26 protein-coding genes are annotated in these 21328 nt (G+C 67.2%); 18 read left to right on the forward strand and 8 right to left on the reverse strand.

All coding sequences use genetic code 11. From position 1 onward, the window contains the following. Positions 1–272: 272 nt before the first annotated feature. Complete coding sequence (locus tag CJZ78_RS12400) at positions 273–953, reverse strand: 4'-phosphopantetheinyl transferase superfamily protein (protein WP_094561633.1); 681 nt, start codon at positions 951–953, stop codon at positions 273–275. Positions 954–989: 36 nt separating this feature from the next. On the opposite strand from CJZ78_RS12400, the gene bcp reads away from it, so the two are divergent. Continuing rightward, entirely contained in the window at positions 990–1457 is a 468-nt protein-coding gene (bcp, locus tag CJZ78_RS12405) for a thioredoxin-dependent thiol peroxidase (protein ID WP_094561634.1), read from the forward strand. Here the strand turns inward: bcp and CJZ78_RS12410 are convergent. Beyond that, positions 1435–1992 (reverse strand): type III pantothenate kinase, encoded by a 558-nt coding sequence (locus CJZ78_RS12410; RefSeq protein WP_233128779.1) that lies wholly within the window; start codon positions 1990–1992, stop codon positions 1435–1437. The two genes, bcp and CJZ78_RS12410, sit on opposite strands and share 23 nt — an antisense overlap. 143 nt (positions 1993–2135) lie before the next feature. Beyond that, positions 2136–2903, reverse strand: coding sequence for a phosphoadenylyl-sulfate reductase (locus CJZ78_RS12415; protein ID WP_094561635.1), 768 nt, complete (start codon positions 2901–2903; stop codon positions 2136–2138). 73 nt (positions 2904–2976) lie between these two features. On the opposite strand from CJZ78_RS12415, the gene CJZ78_RS12420 reads away from it, so the two are divergent. Genes CJZ78_RS12420 through CJZ78_RS12440 form a run of 5 tightly spaced genes read left to right on the forward strand, consistent with a single transcriptional unit; the run spans position 2977 to position 8357 of the window. Continuing rightward, positions 2977–4167, forward strand: coding sequence for an NAD(P)/FAD-dependent oxidoreductase (locus CJZ78_RS12420; protein ID WP_094561636.1), 1191 nt, complete (start codon positions 2977–2979; stop codon positions 4165–4167). Beyond that, positions 4164–4844 (forward strand): HAD-IA family hydrolase, encoded by a 681-nt coding sequence (locus CJZ78_RS12425; RefSeq protein ID WP_094561652.1) that lies wholly within the window; start codon positions 4164–4166, stop codon positions 4842–4844. The genes CJZ78_RS12420 and CJZ78_RS12425 overlap by 4 nt, the downstream gene beginning before the upstream one ends. A gap of 28 nt (positions 4845–4872) precedes the next feature. Next, positions 4873–6537 carry a GTPase HflX gene (gene hflX / locus CJZ78_RS12430; protein ID WP_094561653.1) on the forward strand — a complete coding sequence of 555 codons (1665 nt, stop codon included), beginning with the start codon at positions 4873–4875 and terminating at the stop codon, positions 6535–6537. A 46-nt stretch (positions 6538–6583) separates the two neighbouring features. Further along, the gene (locus CJZ78_RS12435; RefSeq protein WP_094561637.1) at positions 6584–7219 is read left to right on the forward strand and encodes a peroxiredoxin; all 636 of its coding nucleotides are present in this window, start codon (positions 6584–6586) and stop codon (positions 7217–7219) included. 10 nt (positions 7220–7229) lie between these two features. Beyond that, positions 7230–8357 carry an anhydro-N-acetylmuramic acid kinase gene (locus CJZ78_RS12440; RefSeq protein WP_094561638.1) on the forward strand — a complete coding sequence of 376 codons (1128 nt, stop codon included), beginning with the start codon at positions 7230–7232 and terminating at the stop codon, positions 8355–8357. A gap of 14 nt (positions 8358–8371) precedes the next feature. Here CJZ78_RS12440 and CJZ78_RS12445 read toward each other — a convergent pair whose 3' ends face one another. Further along, on the reverse strand, positions 8372–8683 hold the full coding sequence (locus CJZ78_RS12445; protein WP_094561654.1) for a hypothetical protein: 312 nt from the start codon (positions 8681–8683) through the stop codon (positions 8372–8374). 91 nt (positions 8684–8774) lie between these two features. On the opposite strand from CJZ78_RS12445, the gene CJZ78_RS12450 reads away from it, so the two are divergent. The 5 genes from CJZ78_RS12450 to CJZ78_RS12470 all read left to right on the forward strand — a co-directional run bounded on the left by CJZ78_RS12450 (position 8775) and on the right by CJZ78_RS12470 (position 12109). Further along, positions 8775–9095 carry a hypothetical protein gene (locus CJZ78_RS12450; protein ID WP_233128780.1) on the forward strand — a complete coding sequence of 107 codons (321 nt, stop codon included), beginning with the start codon at positions 8775–8777 and terminating at the stop codon, positions 9093–9095. Positions 9096–9173: 78 nt separating this feature from the next. Then, the gene (locus CJZ78_RS12455; protein WP_094561639.1) at positions 9174–9437 is read left to right on the forward strand and encodes a hypothetical protein; all 264 of its coding nucleotides are present in this window, start codon (positions 9174–9176) and stop codon (positions 9435–9437) included. 259 nt (positions 9438–9696) lie between these two features. Continuing rightward, entirely contained in the window at positions 9697–11418 is a 1722-nt protein-coding gene (locus CJZ78_RS12460) for an ABC-F family ATP-binding cassette domain-containing protein (protein WP_094561640.1), read from the forward strand. 135 nt (positions 11419–11553) lie between these two features. Next, positions 11554–11751, forward strand: coding sequence for a hypothetical protein (locus CJZ78_RS12465; protein ID WP_094561641.1), 198 nt, complete (start codon positions 11554–11556; stop codon positions 11749–11751). Between the two features lie 130 nt (positions 11752–11881). Next, the gene (locus CJZ78_RS12470; protein WP_094561642.1) at positions 11882–12109 is read left to right on the forward strand and encodes a hypothetical protein; all 228 of its coding nucleotides are present in this window, start codon (positions 11882–11884) and stop codon (positions 12107–12109) included. Here the strand turns inward: CJZ78_RS12470 and CJZ78_RS12475 are convergent. Then, entirely contained in the window at positions 12106–13260 is a 1155-nt protein-coding gene (locus tag CJZ78_RS12475) for a trypsin-like peptidase domain-containing protein (protein WP_094561656.1), read from the reverse strand. The genes CJZ78_RS12470 and CJZ78_RS12475 overlap by 4 nt on opposite strands. Positions 13261–13563: 303 nt before the next feature. Between CJZ78_RS12475 and CJZ78_RS12480 the strand changes: the two genes are divergently transcribed. Genes CJZ78_RS12480 through hrpB form a run of 3 tightly spaced genes read left to right on the forward strand, consistent with a single transcriptional unit; the run spans position 13564 to position 16853 of the window. After that, a complete protein-coding gene (locus CJZ78_RS12480; RefSeq protein WP_094561643.1) occupies positions 13564–13860 on the forward strand; it encodes a DUF2973 domain-containing protein in 297 nt (98 codons plus the stop codon). A 43-nt stretch (positions 13861–13903) separates the two neighbouring features. Beyond that, a complete protein-coding gene (locus tag CJZ78_RS12485) occupies positions 13904–14287 on the forward strand; it encodes a hypothetical protein (protein WP_094561644.1) in 384 nt (127 codons plus the stop codon). Next, on the forward strand, positions 14265–16853 hold the full coding sequence (gene hrpB / locus CJZ78_RS12490) for an ATP-dependent helicase HrpB (protein ID WP_094561645.1): 2589 nt from the start codon (positions 14265–14267) through the stop codon (positions 16851–16853). Before CJZ78_RS12485 ends, hrpB begins: the two co-directional genes overlap by 23 nt. Here hrpB and CJZ78_RS12495 read toward each other — a convergent pair. Next, on the reverse strand, positions 16850–17617 hold the full coding sequence (locus CJZ78_RS12495; protein WP_233128781.1) for an HAD family hydrolase: 768 nt from the start codon (positions 17615–17617) through the stop codon (positions 16850–16852). The two genes, hrpB and CJZ78_RS12495, sit on opposite strands and share 4 nt — an antisense overlap. Before the next feature lie 160 nt (positions 17618–17777). Between CJZ78_RS12495 and CJZ78_RS14250 the strand changes: the two genes are divergently transcribed. The 4 genes from CJZ78_RS14250 to CJZ78_RS12510 are packed head-to-tail and all read left to right on the forward strand — an operon-like array spanning position 17778 to position 19855. Then, entirely contained in the window at positions 17778–17954 is a 177-nt protein-coding gene (locus CJZ78_RS14250) for a hypothetical protein (RefSeq protein WP_198953905.1), read from the forward strand. Next, on the forward strand, positions 17951–19129 hold the full coding sequence (gene xseA / locus CJZ78_RS12500; RefSeq protein WP_094561646.1) for an exodeoxyribonuclease VII large subunit: 1179 nt from the start codon (positions 17951–17953) through the stop codon (positions 19127–19129). The genes CJZ78_RS14250 and xseA overlap by 4 nt, the downstream gene beginning before the upstream one ends. A gap of 3 nt (positions 19130–19132) precedes the next feature. Next, on the forward strand, positions 19133–19414 hold the full coding sequence (gene xseB / locus CJZ78_RS12505) for an exodeoxyribonuclease VII small subunit (RefSeq protein WP_094561647.1): 282 nt from the start codon (positions 19133–19135) through the stop codon (positions 19412–19414). Positions 19415–19462: 48 nt separating this feature from the next. Continuing rightward, complete coding sequence (locus CJZ78_RS12510; protein WP_094561648.1) at positions 19463–19855, forward strand: DUF2834 domain-containing protein; 393 nt, start codon at positions 19463–19465, stop codon at positions 19853–19855. 50 nt (positions 19856–19905) lie between these two features. On the opposite strand, the gene CJZ78_RS12515 is transcribed toward CJZ78_RS12510, so the two are convergent. After that, positions 19906–20241 (reverse strand): hypothetical protein, encoded by a 336-nt coding sequence (locus tag CJZ78_RS12515; protein ID WP_094561649.1) that lies wholly within the window; start codon positions 20239–20241, stop codon positions 19906–19908. Positions 20242–20259: 18 nt separating this feature from the next. Continuing rightward, complete coding sequence (locus CJZ78_RS12520) at positions 20260–21156, reverse strand: YihY/virulence factor BrkB family protein (RefSeq protein ID WP_094561650.1); 897 nt, start codon at positions 21154–21156, stop codon at positions 20260–20262. Between the last annotated feature and the right edge of the window lie 172 nt (positions 21157–21328).

Here is a 21328-nt window from a genome sequence, read left to right on the forward strand (position 1 = left end):
GTATTGCTTGAGCACTTATGATCTGCTGCGACGATGCCGAAAGGCATTTTTTTATGGTGATCAGAGGCTGGCTAATCTTGTAAATTTCGAGGTACCCGCAAGTGACTAGGGCACGTTGACAAAAAAGTGCGACATTTCAGCCGTATTCGTTCGGCCGACTGGCGTTATTTGCAGCAACTTACGTCATATCAGGAGCGCTTTGCCGGGCGCTGCTGCCGCAATGATCACGGCAATCGCACGATCGAGGAGGGTGCGACTTAGCGGAAGCCGCGCTAGCGAAGCAACAACAAACTGTGCAGGTTGGGCCGACTGCAGCCAGCACCAACCGCGGCCCAACGCCAACCGGCATGCACTGCACTGCGGCAATCCGGCTGCACGCCGTCGCCCAAGTGATGCAATCGCCCGCTGGAATCGTCGTAACACCACTGGCTGAGCTCGGCCGCCAAACTGCGCTGGCGCCATTTGATGGCGGCTTCCTTGAGCACCCAGCTGGTGAGCACCGCCTGCCGCAGGTCCTCCCCGGCCAGGCCCTGCAGTCGCGCCTGTTCCGCCACGGGATAAAACCGCCGCAGCAGCCCGGCCGCATCCAAGGGGCGGCCCGCCGGTTCGAGATCCACCCCAATCGGCTGCCGGGAGTAGCCGATCAACAGCCCCTCGCCGCTATGGCTGAGGCTGATCCAGCCCAACCCCTGATCGAGTCGGGGCGGGCAGCCGGGCGGGCTGTGCAGGGGAACCTGGACCGGCCCCAGGCCCAGCACGGCGGCCAGTTGCTGCCGTAGTGCTGCCCGGCTGTACCAATAGCGCTGGCGCTGACCCTCGGGCAGCCCCTCGCCCCAGCCCCGCTCCAGGGGCGAGAGGCTGCTGAGATCAGCGCCCCGCAGCGGGCCCAACCAGAGCTGGGGCTGCTGAGGAGAAACCTTCAGCGACCGATCCAAGCCGATGCCTAGGCTCATGTGCGTCTTAATTCTGCGTCCAAGCTGGAGCGTTCCATGGCCCTAAAGATCGGTGATCCAGCCCCGGATTTCAGCTTGCCCAACGAGGCGGGCGAAACGGTCAGCCTGTCCCAGTTCAAGGGCCAGCGGGTGGTGATCTACTTCTATCCGAAGGACGACACCCCTGGCTGCACCAAGGAAGCCTGCAATTTCCGCGACCAGTGGGACGACTTTGCGCAGCACGGCATCACGGTGCTGGGCATCAGCAAAGACGGAGCAACCAGCCACGCCAAATTCATCGCCAAATACAGCCTTCCGTTCACCCTGCTCAGCGATGGGGAGCCCTGCCCCGTGGCGACGGCCTACGAGAGCTATGGACTCAAGAAGTTCATGGGCAAGGAGTACATGGGCATGATGCGCCACACCTTCGTGGTGGATGCCGATGGCAAGCTCGAAAAGATCTACACGAAGGTGAAGGCCGAAACCATGGCCGACACCATCCTCAGCGACCTGGGTCTGGCCTGAGGGCTGCCAGGGCCTCGAGCACCAACGCGGGAGCGGGCTGCACCTGGAGGTCACCCTCCGCCAACAGCTCCCGCACCAGCGGCAACAACAGCTCCCCATCGCCGCCCGTGATCCAGAGGCGACAGCAAGGAGCTTCCGCCACCGCCTCCCGGGCAGCCTGGGCCATCGCGGCCGCCAACCCCCGCAACACCCCAGCGGCCATGGCCTCAGCGGTGGCACTGGGCCAGCGCTGCTGAGGCAGCGCCACGGGGAGCTCCAGCCCGGGCAAGCCGGCGGTTCCGGCACCCAGGGCCCGCAACTGCAGGGCCGCACCCGCCAGCAGCTGTCCGCCTGCAAAACAGCCCTCGGCGCTGACCCGGGTGAGGCTCAAGGCGGTGCCGGCATCGGCCACCAGCACCGGTGCCCCGCTCTGGTGCCAGGCCCACCAGGCACCCAGAGCACGATCCACCCCCAACCAAGCGGGCAGATCACCCAGGGGCACATCGCCGCTCAGCACGCGTCGCTCCAGCGGCAACCAGGCGGGCACCGGGCCCACGGCGGCCCAGGCCGTTAGCCCTTCAGGCTTCTCCGCGCCTGGAACCCCGCTCCAGCAGCGAAGCGATCCGGGTTGGCCCGTGGCCCAGTGCCATCGGCTGTTGCCGATCAACAGCCAACGAGCCTGCCCAGCCGGATCGGCGCTCAGATGCCCTCGCCCATCAGCCCAGGCAGATGAATGCCGCACTCCTGCTTGAGACCACCGAAGCGGGTGGCCCGGCCGCTGACATCAGCGGCGTCGGGAGCACTGGAGTGCCAGTCCCCCACAGTGGAATACCCCTGCTCAAACAGCGGGTGCTGGGGCAACTGGTGCTCTTCCATGTAGTAGTGCACATCCCGCTTGCTCCAGGACAGCAGCGGGCGCAGCGACCAGCGCTGCCGCACTGGATCGAGCGGCTCCATAACCCGGCGGTGATCGGTCTGGCTGCCGCGCACCCCACTGGCCCAGCAGGTCACCCCCAACTCGGTGAGGGCCCGGTCGAGGGGCTCCACCTTGCGGATGCGGTGGTAGAGCTCGAGATCTCCCACCTGCTCGGTTTCCCAAAGCCGGCCATGCAGCGCTTCCATCCGAGCCGGGCTGATCGGCGACTGGGCCACCACCAGGTGGAGCTGAAGCTGCTGAACGAGCCGATCGGCGTATTGGTAGGTCTCCGCGGGCAGATAGCCCGTATCCACCCAGATCACCGGCACCGGCAGGCCGGTTTGCTGGCCCAGCGCGCTCACCATGTGCAGCAGCACCGCCGATTGGATGCCGAAACTGGTGGTGAGGGCAAACCCCGCCCCGAAGGTGTCCTGGGCCCAGCGCAGCCGCTCCTGGGCCGACAGCGCGGCCAACTGCTGCCGTGTCGCCGCCAGATCAATCGGCTGACCGGCGCCATCGAGAGGAAGCGTGGGGGCGGAGGCCGACTGCATCAGGACATCATCGCCCTTGGGCTGGGCTGCTGGTTAGGGTTCGATCGACGGTGTTGGCAGTGGACCACAACCAATGGCGGAGTCTGTGGCGACGCCGGCAACAGCCCCGGTGCTGATCGTGGGAGGAGGGTTTGGCGGGCTCTACACCGCCCTGGCGCTTGCCACCCGGCGCCAGCATCCACCGATCCTGCTGATCGAACCGAACGATCGCTTCTTATTTCTGCCGCTGCTCTACGAGCTTCTCAGCGGTGAACTGCGCAGCTGGGAAATTGCCCCCCGCTACGACACGCTTCTGGCCGGCAAAGGCGTGGCCTGGCTCCAGGATCGGGTGGTGCGGATCGACACCGCAGCCTCTCAGGTGCACACCGCCGCGGGGCGAGAGCTCCCCTACAGCCGGCTGGTGGTCGCTACCGGAGCCCAGTCCAACAGTTTCGGAATTCCGGGCGTCACGGAGCACAGCCTCGGCTTTCGCTCCCTGGCCGATGTGGAGCGCCTGCAGCGTCTGATCCACAGCCTCAAGGAGCGCGCCAGGCCGCTGCAACGGCTGGCGGTGGTGGGTGCCGGGGCCAGCGGCGTGGAACTGGCCTGCAAGCTGGCCGATCAACTCCAGGGCAGCGCCATTGTCGAGGTGATTGAACAGGGGCCAGGTCTGCTGCCCCAGGCCAAAGCGTTCAACCGCGAGCAGGCGGATCTGGCCCTGCAGCGGCGGGATGTGCGCTTGCGCACTCACACCCATGTGGAGGCCGTGGAGGTCGGTGGCCTGTTGCTAAAGGGACCAAGCGGACCCGAGCACCTCAGCGTTGATGGCGTGATCTGGACCGCCGGCCTGCGCTTCCAGGCCCCGGAGCTCAGTCCCGAACCTGCTGCTGTGACCGACCGCCTCGGGCGGCTGGTCTGTGAGCCCAGCCTGCAGCTGCGCAATCACCCCCACGTGTTCGCCCTCGGCGATATCGCCCACGTGGATGCCGAGGACGCGGACCAAGCCCTGCCCGCTACCGCCCAGGTGGCCTTCCAGCAGGCCGAGTGCCTGGCCGGCAATCTGTTGAAATCGCTGGCCCAGGAGCCGCTGGAGGCCTTCCACTACACCGACCTCGGCGAAATGATGAGCCTTGGCGAGGGGGAAGCCAGCCTCACGGGCGGGGGATTCACCCTGGCCGGTGCGGCGGCATTCCAGATCCGCAAACTGGCCTATCTGACCCGCCTGCCGGGCCCCTCCCATCAGCTGAAGGTGGCCGCCGGTTGGCTGGCGGACTGGCCGCGATGACGCCGCGCGGCCTGTTGCTCGATGCCATGGGCACCCTGATCGGTTTGCGCAGCAGCGTGGGCGCCACCTATGCCGAGCTGGCCGCCCACCATGGCCTCACGGTGGATCCCGCCGCCATCGATCGGCACTTTCCCCGCATCTACCGGCAGGCGCCACCCTTGGCCTTCCCAGAACTGGCCTCCCCGGCTCTGGACAGCCCAGCCCTGGAGGAGGCCGAGATCGGCTGGTGGAGCGCCCGGATTGCCGAGGTGCTGGCCGCCGCCGGTGCCGAGGGCCAGGGAGAGGACGAGGGCGTCGGCGCGGAATCTGAGCCGCCACCGGAGCTGGGACGGGCACTGTTCCGCCGCTTTGCCCAGGCCGACCTCTGGCGGGTCTACGACGACGTACCGGCCCATCTGGAGGCTTGGCACCGCCGCGGCCTGCGGCTGGCGGTGGTCAGCAATTTCGACAGCCGCCTGCCAGGGCTGCTGGACAGCCTGGGCCTGGGAGAGTGGCTAGAGGCCGTGGTGGTGTCGTCGGCGGTGGGAGCGGCCAAACCCGATCCCCGGCCCTACCAGCAGGCCCTGGCCCAGCTCAACCTGACCGCTTCAGAGGTGTGGCACGTGGGCGACAGCCCGGAAGATGGCACCGGGGCCCACGCCGCCGGCATCCGCTGGGTGAAGGTGCAGCGCCCATGAACCACCTCGCCCCCCTGGCCCACCGGTGGTGAAGCAAGGCGTCCTGGCGGGGCGCACGGCCGGGCTGAGGCCGTCCCAGAAACGGCGCCTGGAGAGGCTCTGCCACCGCCGCCACCCCGACGACCAGGTGGCCGAGCTGCTCTGCCTGCAACGGCTGGCCGGCGAAAGCCGCGAGCTCGAGCTGCCCCTCACCCTGGTGGTGGATGGCCGCGGCCTGTGCCGGCTGCTGTGGGTGGGGCCCCTGGAGCAATCGGGCAGGTTGCTGGAGCGCCTCCCTGGCTCCGACCGCCGCCAGGGCACAGACCTGCGCTTGCTCACCTGCTGCGGCCGCACCAAACAGCTCCAGCCAGGGCGTCAGGAAGGGATCGTGGGGCTGGATCTGGCGCCCCGGCTGTGGCTGCGCTTTGGCGACCAGCCCCAATCCGGGGGACATTGGCCCGCGCAGCTGCTCGTGGCCCAGCCCGACGCCCCAGACCCCTGGGTGAGCGACGACGAGGCGGATCTGCTCCAACTCTGCAACCGCGATCACCTCAGCATCGCCCCTTCCCATGAGCCAGCCGCGACAACGGCGGCTGGCTCCCCCGGCCAGGCCACCTCAGAACGGGTGCTGCTGCTAGTCCTCACCCCCGGTGATCGGGGCGCCGCCCAACGGTTGATCGCCGAACTGGAAGGCTTGGTGGGCAGTGCCGGCGCGCTGCCGGTGGGGGTGGTGGAACAGCGGCGCAGCCAGGTGGCCCCCCAAACCCTCTGGGGCGAAGGGAAGGTGCTCGAAGCGGCGCTGGAGGCCCGGCGCGTGGGCGCCACTCTGGTGGTGACCGACCGGGAACTCACTCCGGTGCAGGCCCGCAACCTCGAGCGCCTGCTCGACCTGCCGGTGAGCGACCGCAGCGAACTGATTCTCGACATTTTTGCCCAGCGCGCCGCCAGCGCGGCCGGGCGCCTTCAGGTGGAGCTGGCCCAGCTGCGCTACCGGCTGCCACGGCTCACGGGCCGCGGCCGCAGCCTGTCGCGGCAGGGGGGCGGCATCGGCACCCGGGGGCCGGGGGAAACCCAGCTGGAGAAAGACCGCCGCGCCATCGCCCGCCGGATCGAGCGGCTCCAGCGCGAGGTGACCCAGCTCGGCGACCACCGGGCCCGCTTGCGCCGCGGCCGCCAGGGCCTGCGGCGACTGGCGCTGGTGGGCTACACCAATGCCGGCAAAAGCTCTCTGCTCAACGCCCTTACCCGCGCCACGGAGGAGCAGGCCGTGCTGGCGGAGAACAAGCTGTTCGCCACTCTGGATCCCACCACCCGTCGGATCGAATTGCCGGAACCGGTGCTGGTCACCGACACCGTGGGCTTCATCCGCGATCTGCCGCCGCCTCTGCTGGAAGCCTTCCGCTCCACCCTGGAGGAAACCCTGGAGGCCGACGGGCTGCTGATCGTGGTCGACCTGTCCGATCCGGCCTGGCCGGAGCAGTGGCGCACGGTGAATGGGATCCTCGACTCGCTCGGGACCGTGGCTCCACGGCGCCTAGTTGCGAATCAAATCGACCGCTGTGCCGCCGGAGAAATGGAGCGGGCCCGGGCCCTCGAGCCCTTGGCTCTGTTCGTCTCGGCCACCGCCTGCCTGGGGCTGCAGCACCTGCGCCAGGAGCTACGCAGCTGGCCCGTCGATGGCGGCGGGACCACGAACACCACATCCGAGCGCTGAGTTGTGGCACGATCACATCTTCGTTGCATCTTGCCCTGCAGCTGCCATGGCCCTTCAACTCGGCGACACCGTTCCCGATTTCACCCAGAATTCCCAGCTGGGTCCGATCAACCTGTACGACTTCGCTGGCGACAGCTGGGTCGTGCTGTTCTCCCACCCCGCCGACTACACCCCGGTCTGCACGACTGAACTGGGCGAAGTGTCCCGGCTGCGCCCCGAGTGGCTGAAGCGCAACGTCAAAACCATCGCCCTGAGCGTGGACTCCGCCGAGAGCCACAACGGCTGGATCTGCGACATCAACGAGACCCAGAACACCACCGTCGACTATCCGATTCTGGCGGACGCCGACAAGAAAGTGAGCGATCTCTACGGGATGATCCACCCCAACGCGCTCAACAACCTGACGGTGCGCTCGGTGTTCATCATCGACCCCAACAAGAAGCTGCGCCTGCAGATCACCTACCCCGCCAGCACCGGCCGCAACTTCAATGAAATCCTGCGGGTGATCGATTCCCTACAGCTCACCGACAACCACTCCGTGGCCACCCCGGTGAACTGGAAAGACGGCGACGACTGTGTCGTGGTGCCCTCCATCCCCACCGACGAGGCCCGCAGCAAGTTCCCCAAAGGCGTCACCGAAGTGAAGCCCTACCTGCGCATGACTCCCCAGCCCAACAAGTGAATCGGGCCTGATGCGGGTGTTGGGGTTGATGAGCGGCACCAGCGCCGATGGCGTGGATGCCGTGCTGGCCAGCTTTACCGGCCCACCCCAACACCCGCGTTGGCACCTGGACGCCCATCACTTCAGCCCCTACCCCGCCGAGCTGCAACACCAGCTGATCGGCATCGGCCAGGGGCAACCGTGCAGCACGGCGGAGTTGCTGGAGGTGGCGGAATCCGTCACCGAACAGCAAGCCCTAGCGGCCCGAGCCTGTGATCCAACCGGCAGGGCCCAGCTGGTGGGCTGCCATGGCCAGACCCTCTGGCACCGACCGCCCCAGGCCGGCCGCCGAGGTGCCAGCTGGCAACTGCTGCAGGGGCCGCTGCTGGCCGAGTTGCTGGGAAGACCCGTGGTGTTCGATTTCCGCAGCGCCGACCTGGCCCTCGGCGGTCAGGGGGCGCCACTGGTGCCCCCCGCCGACCAGGCCCTGCTGGGACGCAGCGGCGGTTGGCGAGCGGTGCTGAATCTGGGGGGCATCGCCAATCTCACCTTGATCCCGCCGGTCAGTGGCCCCCAGCGCCACCTGCCGGTGCGGGGCTGGGACTGCGGGCCCGCCAACACCCTGCTGGATCTGGCCACCCGCCAGTTCAGTGGTGACCAGCTGACCTACGACGCCGATGGGGCCTGGGCCCGCCGCGGCCGGATCGATGAGGCCCTGATCGAGCGCTGGTTGAATGAGCCCTACTTCCAAACGCCGCCGCCGAAGTCCACCGGCCGGGAGCTGTTCGGCCAAGCCGACCTGGAACGGCGCCTCAGCGAGCTCGGGAACCGAACCCCAGACGATGCCCTGGCCACCCTGACCGGCTTCAGCGCCGCCGTCGTCGCCCAGGAGCTGGGCCATGGCCCGCAACCGATCGAACTACTGGTGGCCGGCGGGGGCTGCCGCAATGGCCTCCTGATGGAGCAACTGCGGCAGCGCTGCCGCGGCCTGATCGTGCGCCCCCTGCAGGAGCTGGGCATCGGTGAAGCCGAACGCGAAGCCCTGGCCTTTGCCCTGCTCGCCTGGTGGCACGCCCGGGGCCACCGGGGCAGCCTGCCATCGGTCACCGGAGCCAGTCGGGCCGCGGTGCTCGGGGTCTGCGCCCGGCCCCAGGCCTGAGCGAACGCTCCAGTTCAGCCCGGACGGTGCAGCCGAACCCGACGCGGTGCACCGCGCAGGCGCTGGGGGGTCTGGCCCTGACGGGCTTCCAGCCCTTGGCGGAACAGGGCAGCCTGCAGCTCGGCCTGGGTGCGGGGGTCGGGCGGGACTGGGGCCTGCTCCAGCCTCTCGACCCCCTGCTGAATCAGCACCTTGGCCATGTTGCTGACCGTGCGGGATTCGAGCTCAGCCAGCTCAGCAAGGCGCTGGCAGAGGTCTTCCGGCAACACCACCTGAATGCGCGGCGATTTGGCCTTGCCACTGGAAGAGGTCTGCCGAGTCGCCACGCGGGGATCAGGAAAGAAATCAAAAGCCAGGACCTGCTGGCTACCCAAGAGTGTACAGAGATAGGCAAGGGTAGTATCCAAGACTATGCTGATGGCATTCATCCCCTCGGAGGTGCACCCCGTGCCCCGTTCCTCCACAACCCGCTCTGCTGGAGCCACCACCAACAGCCGCAAACGCCGCACCGCCGAGCGCAGCGACGTGCTGGTGTCGGCCGTGATCAGCACGTACCTGCTCACCCACCTGCATCACGTGCTGCAGCGGGCCGAATACGGCGCCGAGCAGGAGGGTCGCCAGGCCCTCGCCGCCAACTACGCCGAGCTGCGCAAAGTGCTCTGCCTCGATGCCCGCAGCATGGAAGACGCCTCCGCCTGCGGCACGCCGGAAAGCGGCGAAGGCCGTCGCGCGGCTTGATGGCACCTGCCCAAGCCGCAATCGCGCTGTGTGCCATTGGTTGAGAGCCTGTAACCTCGGCCCATCGAGCTGTCTGCCATGACTGCCAGCAACGTGAATGCCAGCAACTTGAATGCAGGCAATGCCGCCGAGCTCTATGGCCGGATCAGCGCAGACCAAGAGTTAACCCAGGCCCTGTTCCGGCAGGCCCTGCAGGATCCCAACGGCGCTGTGGGTCGGATTGTCGACCTCGGATCGGCTTTCAACCTGCCCGTCACCGCTGATGAGGTGCGCCGTTACGTCGCCAGCCTCGATGACAGCGACAGCAAGCAGTGGCTGGTAAAGGCCCGGGGCGGCCTCTGAGCTCCGCTCCCGGTCGGGACGCCGATCCCTGTCGCCACCGGCCCAACTGAAGAAGAGCCAGTAACTGACGATCGCCAGGCCAGCTGCGACCACCAGGGCCGCCACCTGCTCTAAGCGCTTGATCATCGCTGGCACAGGAGCTCTCTGAATGGAGTCTGCACCAGGTAGCCCAGCGCCCAGCCCTCTCCCGATCGGCCACCAGGGATGATGGTTTGGAGCAGCTGGCCCGGTTGCCCGCCCCTCGCCTTTCCCAGACTCCGTGCTCCGCCTCGAACGCATCGGCAAGATCTATCCCACCGGTGAGGTGCTGCGGGACGTCACCTGGGAAGTGAAGGCCGGCGATCGCATCGGCCTGGTGGGCGTCAACGGGGCCGGCAAATCGACCCAGATGAAGATCATCGCCGGGCTTGAAGAGCCCAGCAGCGGCGCGGTGGTGAAGCAGGGCGAACCCCGCATTGCCTACCTGCAACAGGAATTCGACGTGGATCCGGCCCGCACGGTGCGGGAGGAGCTGTTCCAGGCCTTCGGCGAAGCGGCTGAGGTGCTGATGCGCCAGCACGCGGTGGAGCACGCCATGGCCAGCGAACAGGCGGCCACCGATCCCGACCATCTCGATGCGCTGATCCACGAGCTTGGACAGCTGCACAGCCGCTTCGAAGGCCTGCACGGCTACGAGCTCGATGCCCGCATCGACAAACTGCTACCCACGATCGGCTTCACGCCCGAGGGCGCCGAGCAGCTGGTGGGCGATTACTCCGGCGGTTGGCAGATGCGCATTGCGCTGGGCAAAATCCTGCTGCAGGAGCCGGATCTGCTACTGCTCGACGAACCCACCAACCACCTGGATGTGGAAACGATCCAGTGGCTGGAGGGCTACCTGGTCGAGCAGACCGCAGCCCTGGTGGTGATCAGCCACGACCGCACCTTTCTGGATCGGGTCTGCAACCAGATCGTGGAAACGGAGCGTGGGGTATCGCGCACCTACCTCGGCAACTACAGCCAGCACCTCGAACAGAAAGCCTTGGAGAGCGAGGCCACCCAGGCAGCCTTCGAGCGTCAGCAGAAGGAACTGAGTGCCCAGCAGGCCTACATCGATCGCTTCCGGGCCAGCGCCACCCGCTCCACCCAGGCCAAGAGCCGCGAAAAATTGCTGGAAAAAGTTGAGCGCGTGGAGGCCCCGATTGAGAGTGTCGGCGGTCCGCGCTTCCGCTTCCCTGAAGCCCCCCGCTCAGGGCGGCTGGTGGCAGAGATCCAGAACCTCACCCACAGCTACGGCGACCAGATCCTGTTTCTAGGGGCGGAACTGGAGGTTGAGCGGGGCGACCGCATTGCCTTTGTAGGGCCCAATGGGGCCGGCAAATCCACCCTGCTGCGGCTGATCATGGGCAGTGAGCAACCAGAAGACGGCGCCGCCCGGCTGGGGGAGCACAACGTGGTGGCGGGCTACTTCGAGCAAAACCAAGCCGAAGCCCTCGACCTCTCCAAAACCGTGATCGACACGATCTTCGAGGTCGTTCCCGACTGGACCCAAACCCAGGTGCGCTCCCTGCTGGGCAGTTTCTGCTTTTCCAACGAAAGCGTGTTCAAGGAGGCCGGCAAGCTTTCCGGTGGCGAGAAAGCCAGGCTGGCCCTGGCCCTGATGCTGCTCTACCCCTGCAACCTGCTGGTGCTGGACGAACCCACCAACCACCTCGACATTCCCGCCAAACAAATGCTGGAGGACGCCCTGATCGACTACGAGGGCGCCGCCCTGCTGGTGAGCCACGACCGCTACTTCATCTCCCGGGTGGCCAACCGGATTGTGGAAATCCGCGATGGCCAGCTGGTGCTCTACCGGGGTGACTACGCCTACTACCTCAGCAAGAAAGAGGAAGAGGCCGAACTGGCACGCCAGGAGGCGGAAGCCCAGCGCAAGGCGGCCAAACAGGCTGCCAACAAAGCTAAGCAGGCCTCCCGCAAACTTCAGGCCAAAGCGAGCTGAAGCCATCGCGCCGCCTGCGCAACACACAACTTCACGGTCCCTTAGGCAGGAAGACTCATTTCAGTGGTGCCCCTGGGTTGGTGTGCATAGGCTGACAAGACGTCGCTTCTGGTGGAGATCATGGGTAACGGACACATGGGAACCGGAAATCTGGGTGGAGCCCCCCTGGGCAGTGGTGGCTTCGGCATGGAACACGCCGGGATGGCCTCCCACAGCGAGGCCTACAACGCCGGCGATGCGATGGAGGTGTACTTCGAGTGCATCACCACCTGCTCCCTGGACGACGGGGCCTGTGTGACCCGCTGCGTGGAACAGCTGCGCGAGCAGTCCTGAGCTCCGCAGGGCGCCCCCAAACGCACAACAGCAAATCCGCACAGACGCGGCGCCCTGTTGCAACGGCTACGCACGCAACTGAAACACTTTGTAGCGTTGGAACGTCCAACAGCTCCCAGCGGTGCGTGCCATGTCCGAACCACTCGCCCTCAGCCTCGGCCAGCAATTTGAGCTGGAGCGGATGAACAGAGCCATCGAGGCCACCGCCGATCCCCAAGCCCTGCAGGGCATCGCCAAACAGCTCCTGCAGGCCTGGCACAGCCAAAAGGCCGCCACCCAGTGGGTCATGCGCCAACAGCTCGGCGCACCACCCAAGATCCCCACAGGCCTCCCCCACCAGTGGGGGCAAGAGGGTTAAGGCGTCACACCCAACTGGGCCGGCACCACCGTGATCTGAATCACTCGTCCGGCCCGGTTGATGCTCAGCGGCAGGCTGCCCCCCACTCCAGCCCGCTCCACCGCGGCCACCAACTGGGGTGGGTTGGCAAGGGCTTGTCCACCGACCGCCACGATCACATCGCCCTGCTGCAGGCCAGCCCGGGCCGCCGGGCTACCTGACTGCACCGACATCACTCGCACCCCCTGGCTCAGGCCCGTGCCATCGCCGGGTCTGACTGCGTCGAGGCCCACGCCGATCACTGGATGGCTAGCCCGACCCGTGGCCACCAGCTGACGGGCGATCTCCCTAGCCCTGTTGATGGGGATCGCAAACCCCAAGCCAGCCCCCGGACCGGAGCGCACCAGGGTGTTGATGCCGATCACCTCGCCGTCCGCGTTGAGCAAGGGCCCGCCGGAATTACCAGGGTTGATGGCCGCATCCGTCTGAATCAGGTCCAGCCGCTTGTCGGTGATGCCGAGCTTGCTGGCATTGCGGTTGAGGTTGCTGATGATCCCCATCGTCACGGTGTTGTCGAGCCCGAAGGGATTGCCCACGGCAATGGCCCATTCGCCCACCTGCAGCGTGTCGGAATTACCCAGGGGCGCCACTGGCCAGGGGCCGCCGCCGGCCAGCTTGACCACCGCCAAGTCGGTGAGGCGATCCAATCCGACCACCGTGCCCTGTAGGCGGCGGCCGTCCTGCATCCCCACGGTCACCCGGTCGCTCTTTTCCACCACATGGGCGTTGGTGAGCAGCAGCCCATCAGCCTGATAGATGAAGCCGCTGCCGGTGCCGCGCTCGGTGCGTTGCGAGGGCTGCTGCAGCTGGGGCATGCCGAAGAACTGGCGGAACAGCGGGTCGTTGAGCAGGCCCCGCGGCAACCCGCCACCGACCCCGGGCACCACCACGGTGCGCTCGGTGTCGATGGTGACCACGGCTGGCCCGGCCCGGCGCACGGCGGCCGCCACAAACGACTGGCGGGCCAAACTCGGCGCGACAACCCCCTGGGCACGGGCGGCACCAGCACCCAGGCCGGCTCCAACCCCACCACCCCCTTCTCCCGCCGACACCAGCAGCCCCGCGGCGAGCAGTCCGGAACACAGCCAAGGCCCAGTACGCAATCCAGCCATCACCACGGCACAACAACTGGCGAAACCCTAAGCAGATCCACCCCAGCCACCAGGGGGAGATCCCCACCAGACGAGCCAGCGACCCCAGCGAGCACGGCGAGCCGCAGCCAGCGCCAAAACCTCTACAGTTGGTAAATATTTCCATCAAGTCATGGACATTGAGCGGCTCCTGCTTGCATTCCTGGCTTTCGGAGCCGCCTGCACCACCCTGTGGGCCTGGATGCTGGCCAACACCAGCAGCACAGAGCAGGCAATGATGGGGAGGCGACACGACTCCCCTGATCTACGGCCAACCCCCCGGCCATGAACGCCTTGATCTCCCAGCTCTTCCCGCTTCTGTACGGCGCCTGTTTCCTGGTCCTGCTCTGGCAGGCATTCAAGGTGATGGGCCAGGGCTTTCGGGCCGTGCCGCGCCCCGGTGATCGCGATGCGGCCGGCAGCAGCACCATCACAACGGCAACCGGCAACGACCGCACCGGGCGGCTCACCATCCATCCCGAACTGCTGGACGCTGACGGCCAGCTCACCCAAGAAGACTTGCTCACCGTACGCTTCAGTGGCGACAACGAACAGCCTGCTTACCCCGGTGACCCCAGCTGAATAGGCTCACCGTTGAGCACGTGCTTTTCAGCGGAGACAGACGGTGGATCAACGGACCCGAATCGTGGCTGCAGTGCTGCGCAATCTCAAGCTGCCGCCGCGTTTTCGCCTCAAGCTGATCAAAGAGGATCCGATCCGGCTCGAGCTCAGCATCACCCCCGCCTACGGCAAAGATCCGATCCTGGTGGGCCTGGTGGAATCCCAGGACCTCGTGGCCCGGCGCGACCGCGAAGGCCGCATCCCCCGCGACCTGCAGGGCACCTGGGACTGGACCGTGCGCCACGGCAAGGTGAGCACGGGCGGCTGGAACCCTTACCTCAAAGAAGCCCTGCAGACCATGTTTGAAACCGGTCTGCCGGCGATTGTGTACGAAGAGCTCACCGGCGAGGCCTACCACCCGGTTGATGGCGTTCGCCACGTGCGCTGAGGCGGCCACGCCAGCGCCCCTGCCCATCGATGGCCTGCTGGCGCCCCTGCTGGAAGCCTGCTCCCCGGGGGCAACAGTGCTGCTCCAGGCCCCGCCGGGCGCCGGCAAAACCACCCGGGTGCCGCTGGCCCTGTTGGCCGGATTGGGCTCCGGGCGGATCTGGATGCTGGAGCCCCGCCGCCTCGCCGCCAAGGCAGCGGCTCAGCGGCTGGCGGCCGAACTGGGCGAAGCGGTGGGGGAACGGGTGGGCTACAGCGTGCGGCTGGAATCCCGCACGTCGGCAGCCACCCGCCTGGAGGTGCTCACCGACGGCCTGTTCCTGCGTCGCCTGCAGCGCGAACCCGCCCTCGAGGGGGTCGACTGCCTGATCTTCGACGAGTTCCACGAGCGCGGCGCCGACACCGACCTGGCCCTGGCCCTGGTGCGCCAGGTGAGGGAGCTGTTGCGGCCAGATCTGCGGCTGGTGGTGATGTCGGCCACCCTCAACCTCGCCCCCCTGGCCGTGCAACTGCCGGAGGCCACCGTGCTCAGCAGTGAGGGACGCTGCCATCCGGTCGCGATCAGCCACCAGCCTCCGCGACCGGGCGAGCGGCTGGAGCAGCAGGTGGTGCGGGGGCTGGAGCAGCACTGGCTCGACCAGCGGGGCGATGGCGAAACGGTGCTGGTGTTTCTGCCAGGGCTGCGCGAGATCGAAGCCTGCAGCCGGGCGATCAGCGCCACCGCCTGGGGCGGGGAGATCGACTGCGTTCCCCTCCACGGCAACCTGCACCTGGCCGCCCAGAGCCGCGCGATCGGTCCAGCCCGCCACCCGGCCGGCAAGGTGGTGCTGGCGACCTCCATCGCCGAGAGCTCCCTGACCCTCGCGGGCGTCACCCTGGTGCTCGACAGCGGCCTGAGTCGCCGCACCCGCTTCGATCCCGGCAGCGGACTCGACGGGTTGGTGACCGTGCCCGCCAGCCAGGCCAGTGCCGAGCAACGGGCCGGCCGGGCCGGGCGCCTGGGCCCGGGCCGCTGCCTGCGCCTGTGGTCGCCCGCCGAACAGCAACGGCGCCCCGCCTACGACCCACCGGAGTTGCTGGACGTGGATCCGCTGCCCCTGGCTCTGCAACTGGCCCAATGGGGCGATCCCCTCGGCACCGACCTGACCTGGCTCGACCCGCCCGCACCGGCCCCCCTGCACGAGGCCCGCCAACGCCTGGAGCAGCTCGGCGCCCTCGACGCGCAAGGACGACTGAACGTCCATGGTCAGCAGCTGGCCCAGCTGGGACTGCACCCGCGCCTGGCCCAGCTGCTGCTGCTGGGCGCATCCCTCGGGCAACTCGATCTGGCCAGCGCTCTGGCGGTGCTGCTGAGCGAGCGCGATCCCCTGACGCGCCAGGAGGCCGGCAGTGATCTGCTGCGCCGCCTCGACTGGCTGGGGCAGGCGGGTGGCGCCGATGGGCCACGTCGACGCCTGCGCCAGCTGCAGGCCCAGCTGCGCCGCCAGGTGCGCCAGCTGCCCTCCCAGCAGAAACCTCCACCACAGACCGCAGCCGCCCCCACCGCAACGACGTCCAACGCAACCACGTCCACCGCAACCACCGTGGCCCAACTGGTGGCCGCGGCCTTTCCCGAACGGCTGGCCCTGGCACGCCCCGGACAAGCCGGCAGGTTTCTGCTCAGCGGCGGCCGCGGGGCCGTGCTCCACCCTGACGACCCCCTGGTGGCCTGCACCGCATTGGCAATCGCCCAGCTGGATGGCCAGGGCCAGGATGCCCGCATCCAACTGGCCGTGCCCCTCGTTCCCGAACAGCTGCGGGAGCTCGCCGAGCAGCCTGGCGGCCAGGGGCGCACAGTGCTGGAGGCTCGCTGGGATGGGGAGAGCCAGCGGGTGCGCTGCGAACGCAGCCTCCGCCTCGGAGCCCTGGTGCTGGAGCGCCGCCCCTGGGCAGAGGCCGACCCCGAGCGCATCCGCAGCGCCCTACTCGACGGGTTGCGGCAGCTGGGATTGGAGGTGCTGCCGTGGGATCGCAGCAGCCGCCAATTGCAGCAGCGCCTGACCCTGGCCCACCAGCAGCTGGGCGATCCCTGGCCCGATCGCAGCCTGCCCCAGCTGCTGGATGACCTGGAGCACTGGCTGGGCCCCCATCTGCTGGGTCTGCGCAGCCGCGACGAGCTTCAGGGCCTGCCCCTGGCTGAAGCCCTCTGGGGCGACTGCGCCTGGAGTCTGCGCCTGGAGCTGGAGCGGCTGCTGCCGCCCGCTTTACCAGTGCCTTCCGGCCGTGCAGTCAACCTCGACTACAGCAGCGGCCAACCGGTGCTGGCGGTAAAGCTGCAGGAACTGTTCGGGGCCCGCGCCAACCCCACGGTGCTCGACGGCCAGCTGCCGGTGACAGTGCACCTGCTCACCCCAGCGGGCCGGCCGGCGGCCATCACCCAAGACCTGGCCGGCTTCTGGCAGAACAGCTACCCGGAGGTGCGCAAGGAGCTGCGGGGGCGCTACCCCAAGCACCCCTGGCCGGAAGATCCGCGCCAGGCCCAGGCCACAGCCCTCACCAAGGCGCGCCTGCAGGAGGGCAAGCGTTAGCGCTGGGGCAGCAAGTGGCCAAATCCAAAGTGGTGCAAGCCTTCGCAGATTCCCTCACACCCCGGGGAGCGGGCCACGTAGGTGCCGCGCAAACGGTGGGCCTCCGCCCGCAACGCTGGCTCGGCATTGCCCACCATCACCCCGGCCAGACCGGTTTCGAACATGGCCAGGTCATTGAGGGTGTCGCCCGCGGTGACGACCAGGGCGGGATCAATCTCCAGGGCCCGCACCAGGGCCTGCAACGTGCTGCCCTTGTTGACTCCGGCGGGGAGCACATCGAGGTAGCGGTTATCGGAGAGCAGGCAATCGACACCGTGGGCCTCCAGCTCGGCGATCAGGCCATGATCGAAGGATTCGGGGTCGTAGTAGTAGGCGAGCCTCCGCTGGCTGCTAATCGGCTGGGGGGAAACCCCCGCAGCCCCGGCCATCACCGCCAGCACACGGTCGGGCTTGCCCTGCCAGCGGGCCTCAATCGGATCTACCGCCAGGGGCAGCGGCTCCAGGCTCGCTCCGCAGGCCACGGTGCAACCCACATCGCCGATCACCAGATGCGGCGCCCGTAGGCCCACGTGCTCGTCTTCCGCCAGCAACCGGGCCACGGAGCCCAGGTCGCGGCCCGTGCAGAACACATGCAGCACCCGGCCACGCTGCTGCTCCAGCCAGGCGTAGAAGCGGCGACGCTCCGCGAGTGATCCGCCCAGCAGGGTGCCATCCAGATCGGTGACGAGCACCAGCTCGGGCTGCTCCGGCAAGGGGGCCGACAACTGCGCCTGCAGGCGCTGGCGCAGGGACGGACCGGTAGACGCGCGCAGGGTGGTAATAACGGAGACCGCTGACCGCCCCCCTGCCTAAGGGAGGCCCCGCCAGCTGTCAAGCCAGGGGGCAAGCGGCTGGTCCAAACTGGGCCCTTCCGGCGCTGCCACCTTGGCCCGTTTCTACGTCAACAACCGCCGTGATGGCTCGAGGCTGCTGAGCAGCGCCCTGGTGATCTGTGCGGCAGGGCTGATCCGGATCGACCATCCCATCGGCCAGGCGGTGGCACTGGTCGCCGGATTGGTGAGCCTCTACTGGTGGAGCTGCTACCGCCAGCTGCAGCAATGACGAGCACAGGGGACAGCCCCGCCATCCCGCGCTACAGCGTGGCGGAGCTGAATGGGGCCGTGGCCAGCCTGCTGGAACGCGGCTTTGCGCCCCGCTTCCTGCTGGATGCCACCGTCAGCCGCCCCCAGCTCAAGAAGGGCCATCTGTGGATGACGCTGGTCGACGACCAGGCCTCGATCTCCGCGGTGGTCTGGGCCTCCCAACTGGGCAAGCTCAGCTTTGTTCCCGAAGACGGCGACGGCGTCGTGGTGGTGGGCAAGCTCAACTTCTGGAGCAGCCGGGCCAGCCTGTGCGTTCAGGCCCTCGACATCCGGCCCAGCCTCAGCAGCGTGCTGCGCCAATTTGAGCAGGTGCGAGAACGGCTGACGGCCGAAGGCCTGCTGGATCCGGTCCGCAAAAGGCCCCTGCCCCCCTTCCCGCGCCGGATTGCCCTGCTCACCAGCCGCCCCAGCTCGGCCCTCGCCGACATGCTGCGCACCGCCCAGGAGCGCTGGCCCGCCACCGGGCTGCTCGTGGTGCCGATCCCCGTGCAGGGCCCTGTTCAAACCGAGATCTGCCGCGCCCTGCACCAGCTGGGGCGCCAGGCGGAGGCCCTGCGGATCGAGGCGGTGGTGATCGGCCGCGGTGGCGGCAGCCGCGAAGATCTGGCGGTGTTCGACAACGAAGAGGTCGCCCGCAGCATTGCGACCTGCCCGGTGCCCGTGGTGAGCGGCATTGGCCACGAAGACGACACCACCATCGCCGACCTCGTGGCTGACCTGCGGGCCGCCACCCCCACCGCCGCGCTGGTCGCCCTGTTGCCCGATCGCCACGCCACGCTCCAGGGATTGCGGCAGCAGGCGCGCCATCTGCGTCAGCTGGTGCAGTGGCGGCTTCAGGCCGAGGGGCAACGCCTGGGGCGGGAGCGCGAGCGCTTGGTGGGTCTCCACCCCCAGGGCCTGCTGGCATCGAAGCGCCAGCACCTGCTGCAGGCGCAGCATCTGTTGCAAGCGCTCTCACCCGAGCACCAGCTGGCCCGCGGCTTCAGCCTGCTCCGCAGCCCCGATGGCACCCTGGTGCGGTCGATCCAACAGCTGCACGTGGGAAGCCCCGTGGTCGTCCAGCTCCGGGATGGCCGCGCCAATGCCGTGGTGCGCGACATTCAGGCCGAGGCCCAGCTACCCCTGTCACGCTGAATCATGCCCAAGGCGAAACCCCGACAAACAACCGGCAGCAGTGAGCAGAACGCGGCCGCCACGGCCGCGGCTGATCTCTCCTACAACGAAGCACAAACAGCTCTGCAACTCACCCTGGCCGCCCTCCAGGCCAACGACCTCGATGTGGAAGAGATGACCGGCCTGTATCGGCGCGCACGGGCCTACATCGAGCGCTGCGAGACCGTGCTCGCAAGCGTGGAACAGGAACTGTTGCTGTGGGACGACAGCAGCGAGGCTGCCGGACCGATGCCGGAATCCCCCTAAGACTTGAAGCCCCTTAATGACCGAGTCCCGCTGAACCCTGCAACCACGATGGCCCCCTCGACCGAACTGACGTCCGACAACGCCACCCCCCCGAGCGGCGGCCCACGAGCCGTGAAATGGCTCTATCTCGCCCTGGCAATTGCTGGAGCGATCCTGCCCTGGCTGTCCAACCTTGCGTTCATCCGCGAGTACGGCGCCAGCTTTGACCTCGGGCTGTTCGTGCAACTGGCCAATGCCAATCCGGCGGCGAGTTCGCTATCGCGCGATCTGGCCATCGGGGCAACGGCAGTGGTGATCTGGATGGTGCAGGAAAGCCGGCGCCTGCAGATGCGCGGGCTGGCCTGGGTGCTGTTCAGCTGCGTCACGTTGGCCTTTGCCTGCGGCGCGCCGCTGTTTCTGTATCTCAGGGAACGCCGGCTTGAGGAGCTTGCCCGCCCCTGAAGAGCGCTAACGCAAAAGCCATGGTGCCTCTAGATTTGTTCCTGCGCTGTTCAGTTGTCCTCTACCACCTCCACATCGATAGTGACGTTGCTGACATCCAGTTGATCAACAGGTGACCCGGCATTGATGCCATCGCCGAAGGGCGTGCCACAGGCAGGGCAACTGTCGGTGGCCATGCTCGTGAACCCACAGGCTGGGCAGGTGAGCAGGCGCTTCTGGATCACCTGCCACGCCACGAACCCCGCCGCTCCAAGCAACAGCGGCAACAGCAGCAAGACGAGGGTGATGCCGCCCACAAGATCGAGCACGAAACGCCCGAGCGGCCCAGGCGCCAACAGCAGCAGGGTCGCCAACAACAACCAGATCCAGGTGTTCGAGCGCTGCATCGCCGCTGGCCCAGGCCTTCAGGGGAAATCCATCCTGGCGCGGTTGGGGCGATCGAGAACGACGCAGAGACATTGGCCGTAGTAGAGGATCACACCCACCAACCAGACCCAAAGACTCAGCACCAAGACGCCGCCAACCAGTCCATAGGCCTGAAACCGGATCCCCAGGGTGACCAGCACACGGCCCAGCACCAGATTCAGAAACGTGAGCGACACCCCGATCAGCGCGGCCCCGGGGATCAGGGGTCGCCAGGGGACACGACGCGATGGCAACACCCAAAGCAACAGGAGCGAAGCGGAAACGCTGAGGCCTAGGGAAATGATCAAGTCCAGCCCCCAGGACACGGGCTGCTGGATACCGCGAGCCCAAGGCCAGATGGCTAGTAACCCGTCTCGCAGTCCGGTAGAGCCCAGCAATCGCATATTGGTGAATGCTTGATCCACCACGATCAGCACAGCAAACAACGACACCAGGCCGAGGGCCTTGATCCGCAACTGCAGATAGCGGCGCAGCAAAGCCAGCCACGACAACCCCTCAAACCCAACGGAGCGATCCCACCAGAGGCGATCCGCCCCCCGTTGAAGCGTGAGATAGGCATTGCTGGCGGTTAACACCAGCACCACCACACCCAACAGCCCAGCACCCACGCCCTGGCGCAAAAAAGCCGATAGCATTGCTTCAAAAACCGGAATCGCCGTACTAGGCAGCACGTTGAAAACGATGTTGAGCAAGCGCTCAACCAAGCCCTCATCACGGCCCAACAGCTTCGCTGCCAGCGATAACGCGATCAGCAGAACGGGGAAGACGGACTGCAGACTGTGATAAGCAAATGCGGCGCTGAGATCGACGCAGTCCATCTGCAACCAAAGCCGATAAGCCAGCCAGAACGATCGAAACCGGCGGATTTGGCGCATCAGCCGGAATCGACGAGCGGGATGCAGCACTGAAAACCACACCTTGGATTTTCGGGGTCGATGGTTGGAGAGTAGCGCCCAACAAAAAAGCCACCCCGGGGGGTGGCTTTCTGCTTCAAGGGGAGATCGCTGATTTCAGGCTTCCAAAAGGAAACCAAAGCAGATCAACCAG

The organism is Synechococcus sp. 8F6 (genome assembly GCF_002252665.1).
GTDB lineage: Bacteria > Cyanobacteriota > Cyanobacteriia > PCC-6307 > Cyanobiaceae > Cyanobium_A.

What these genes read in the sequence shown, in the direction of transcription:
- CJZ78_RS12400 (WP_094561633.1), bottom strand. Translation starts at nt 953, where the DNA reads ATGAGCCTAGGCATCGGCTTGGATCGGTCGCTGAAGGTTTCTCCTCAG.
- bcp (WP_094561634.1), top strand. Translation starts at nt 990, where the DNA reads ATGGCCCTAAAGATCGGTGATCCAGCCCCGGATTTCAGCTTGCCCAAC.
- CJZ78_RS12415 (WP_094561635.1), bottom strand. Translation starts at nt 2,903, where the DNA reads ATGCAGTCGGCCTCCGCCCCCACGCTTCCTCTCGATGGCGCCGGTCAG.
- CJZ78_RS12420 (WP_094561636.1), top strand. Translation starts at nt 2,977, where the DNA reads ATGGCGGAGTCTGTGGCGACGCCGGCAACAGCCCCGGTGCTGATCGTG.
- CJZ78_RS12425 (WP_094561652.1), top strand. Translation starts at nt 4,164, where the DNA reads ATGACGCCGCGCGGCCTGTTGCTCGATGCCATGGGCACCCTGATCGGT.
- CJZ78_RS12435 (WP_094561637.1), top strand. Translation starts at nt 6,584, where the DNA reads ATGGCCCTTCAACTCGGCGACACCGTTCCCGATTTCACCCAGAATTCC.
- CJZ78_RS12440 (WP_094561638.1), top strand. Translation starts at nt 7,230, where the DNA reads ATGCGGGTGTTGGGGTTGATGAGCGGCACCAGCGCCGATGGCGTGGAT.
- CJZ78_RS12450 (WP_233128780.1), top strand. Translation starts at nt 8,775, where the DNA reads ATGGCATTCATCCCCTCGGAGGTGCACCCCGTGCCCCGTTCCTCCACA.
- CJZ78_RS12455 (WP_094561639.1), top strand. Translation starts at nt 9,174, where the DNA reads ATGACTGCCAGCAACGTGAATGCCAGCAACTTGAATGCAGGCAATGCC.
- CJZ78_RS12465 (WP_094561641.1), top strand. Translation starts at nt 11,554, where the DNA reads ATGGGAACCGGAAATCTGGGTGGAGCCCCCCTGGGCAGTGGTGGCTTC.
- CJZ78_RS12470 (WP_094561642.1), top strand. Translation starts at nt 11,882, where the DNA reads ATGTCCGAACCACTCGCCCTCAGCCTCGGCCAGCAATTTGAGCTGGAG.
- CJZ78_RS12475 (WP_094561656.1), bottom strand. Translation starts at nt 13,260, where the DNA reads ATGGCTGGATTGCGTACTGGGCCTTGGCTGTGTTCCGGACTGCTCGCC.
- CJZ78_RS12480 (WP_094561643.1), top strand. Translation starts at nt 13,564, where the DNA reads ATGAACGCCTTGATCTCCCAGCTCTTCCCGCTTCTGTACGGCGCCTGT.
- hrpB (WP_094561645.1), top strand. Translation starts at nt 14,265, where the DNA reads ATGGCGTTCGCCACGTGCGCTGAGGCGGCCACGCCAGCGCCCCTGCCC.
- xseA (WP_094561646.1), top strand. Translation starts at nt 17,951, where the DNA reads ATGACGAGCACAGGGGACAGCCCCGCCATCCCGCGCTACAGCGTGGCG.
- xseB (WP_094561647.1), top strand. Translation starts at nt 19,133, where the DNA reads ATGCCCAAGGCGAAACCCCGACAAACAACCGGCAGCAGTGAGCAGAAC.
- CJZ78_RS12510 (WP_094561648.1), top strand. Translation starts at nt 19,463, where the DNA reads ATGGCCCCCTCGACCGAACTGACGTCCGACAACGCCACCCCCCCGAGC.
- CJZ78_RS12515 (WP_094561649.1), bottom strand. Translation starts at nt 20,241, where the DNA reads ATGCAGCGCTCGAACACCTGGATCTGGTTGTTGTTGGCGACCCTGCTG.
- CJZ78_RS12520 (WP_094561650.1), bottom strand. Translation starts at nt 21,156, where the DNA reads ATGCGCCAAATCCGCCGGTTTCGATCGTTCTGGCTGGCTTATCGGCTT.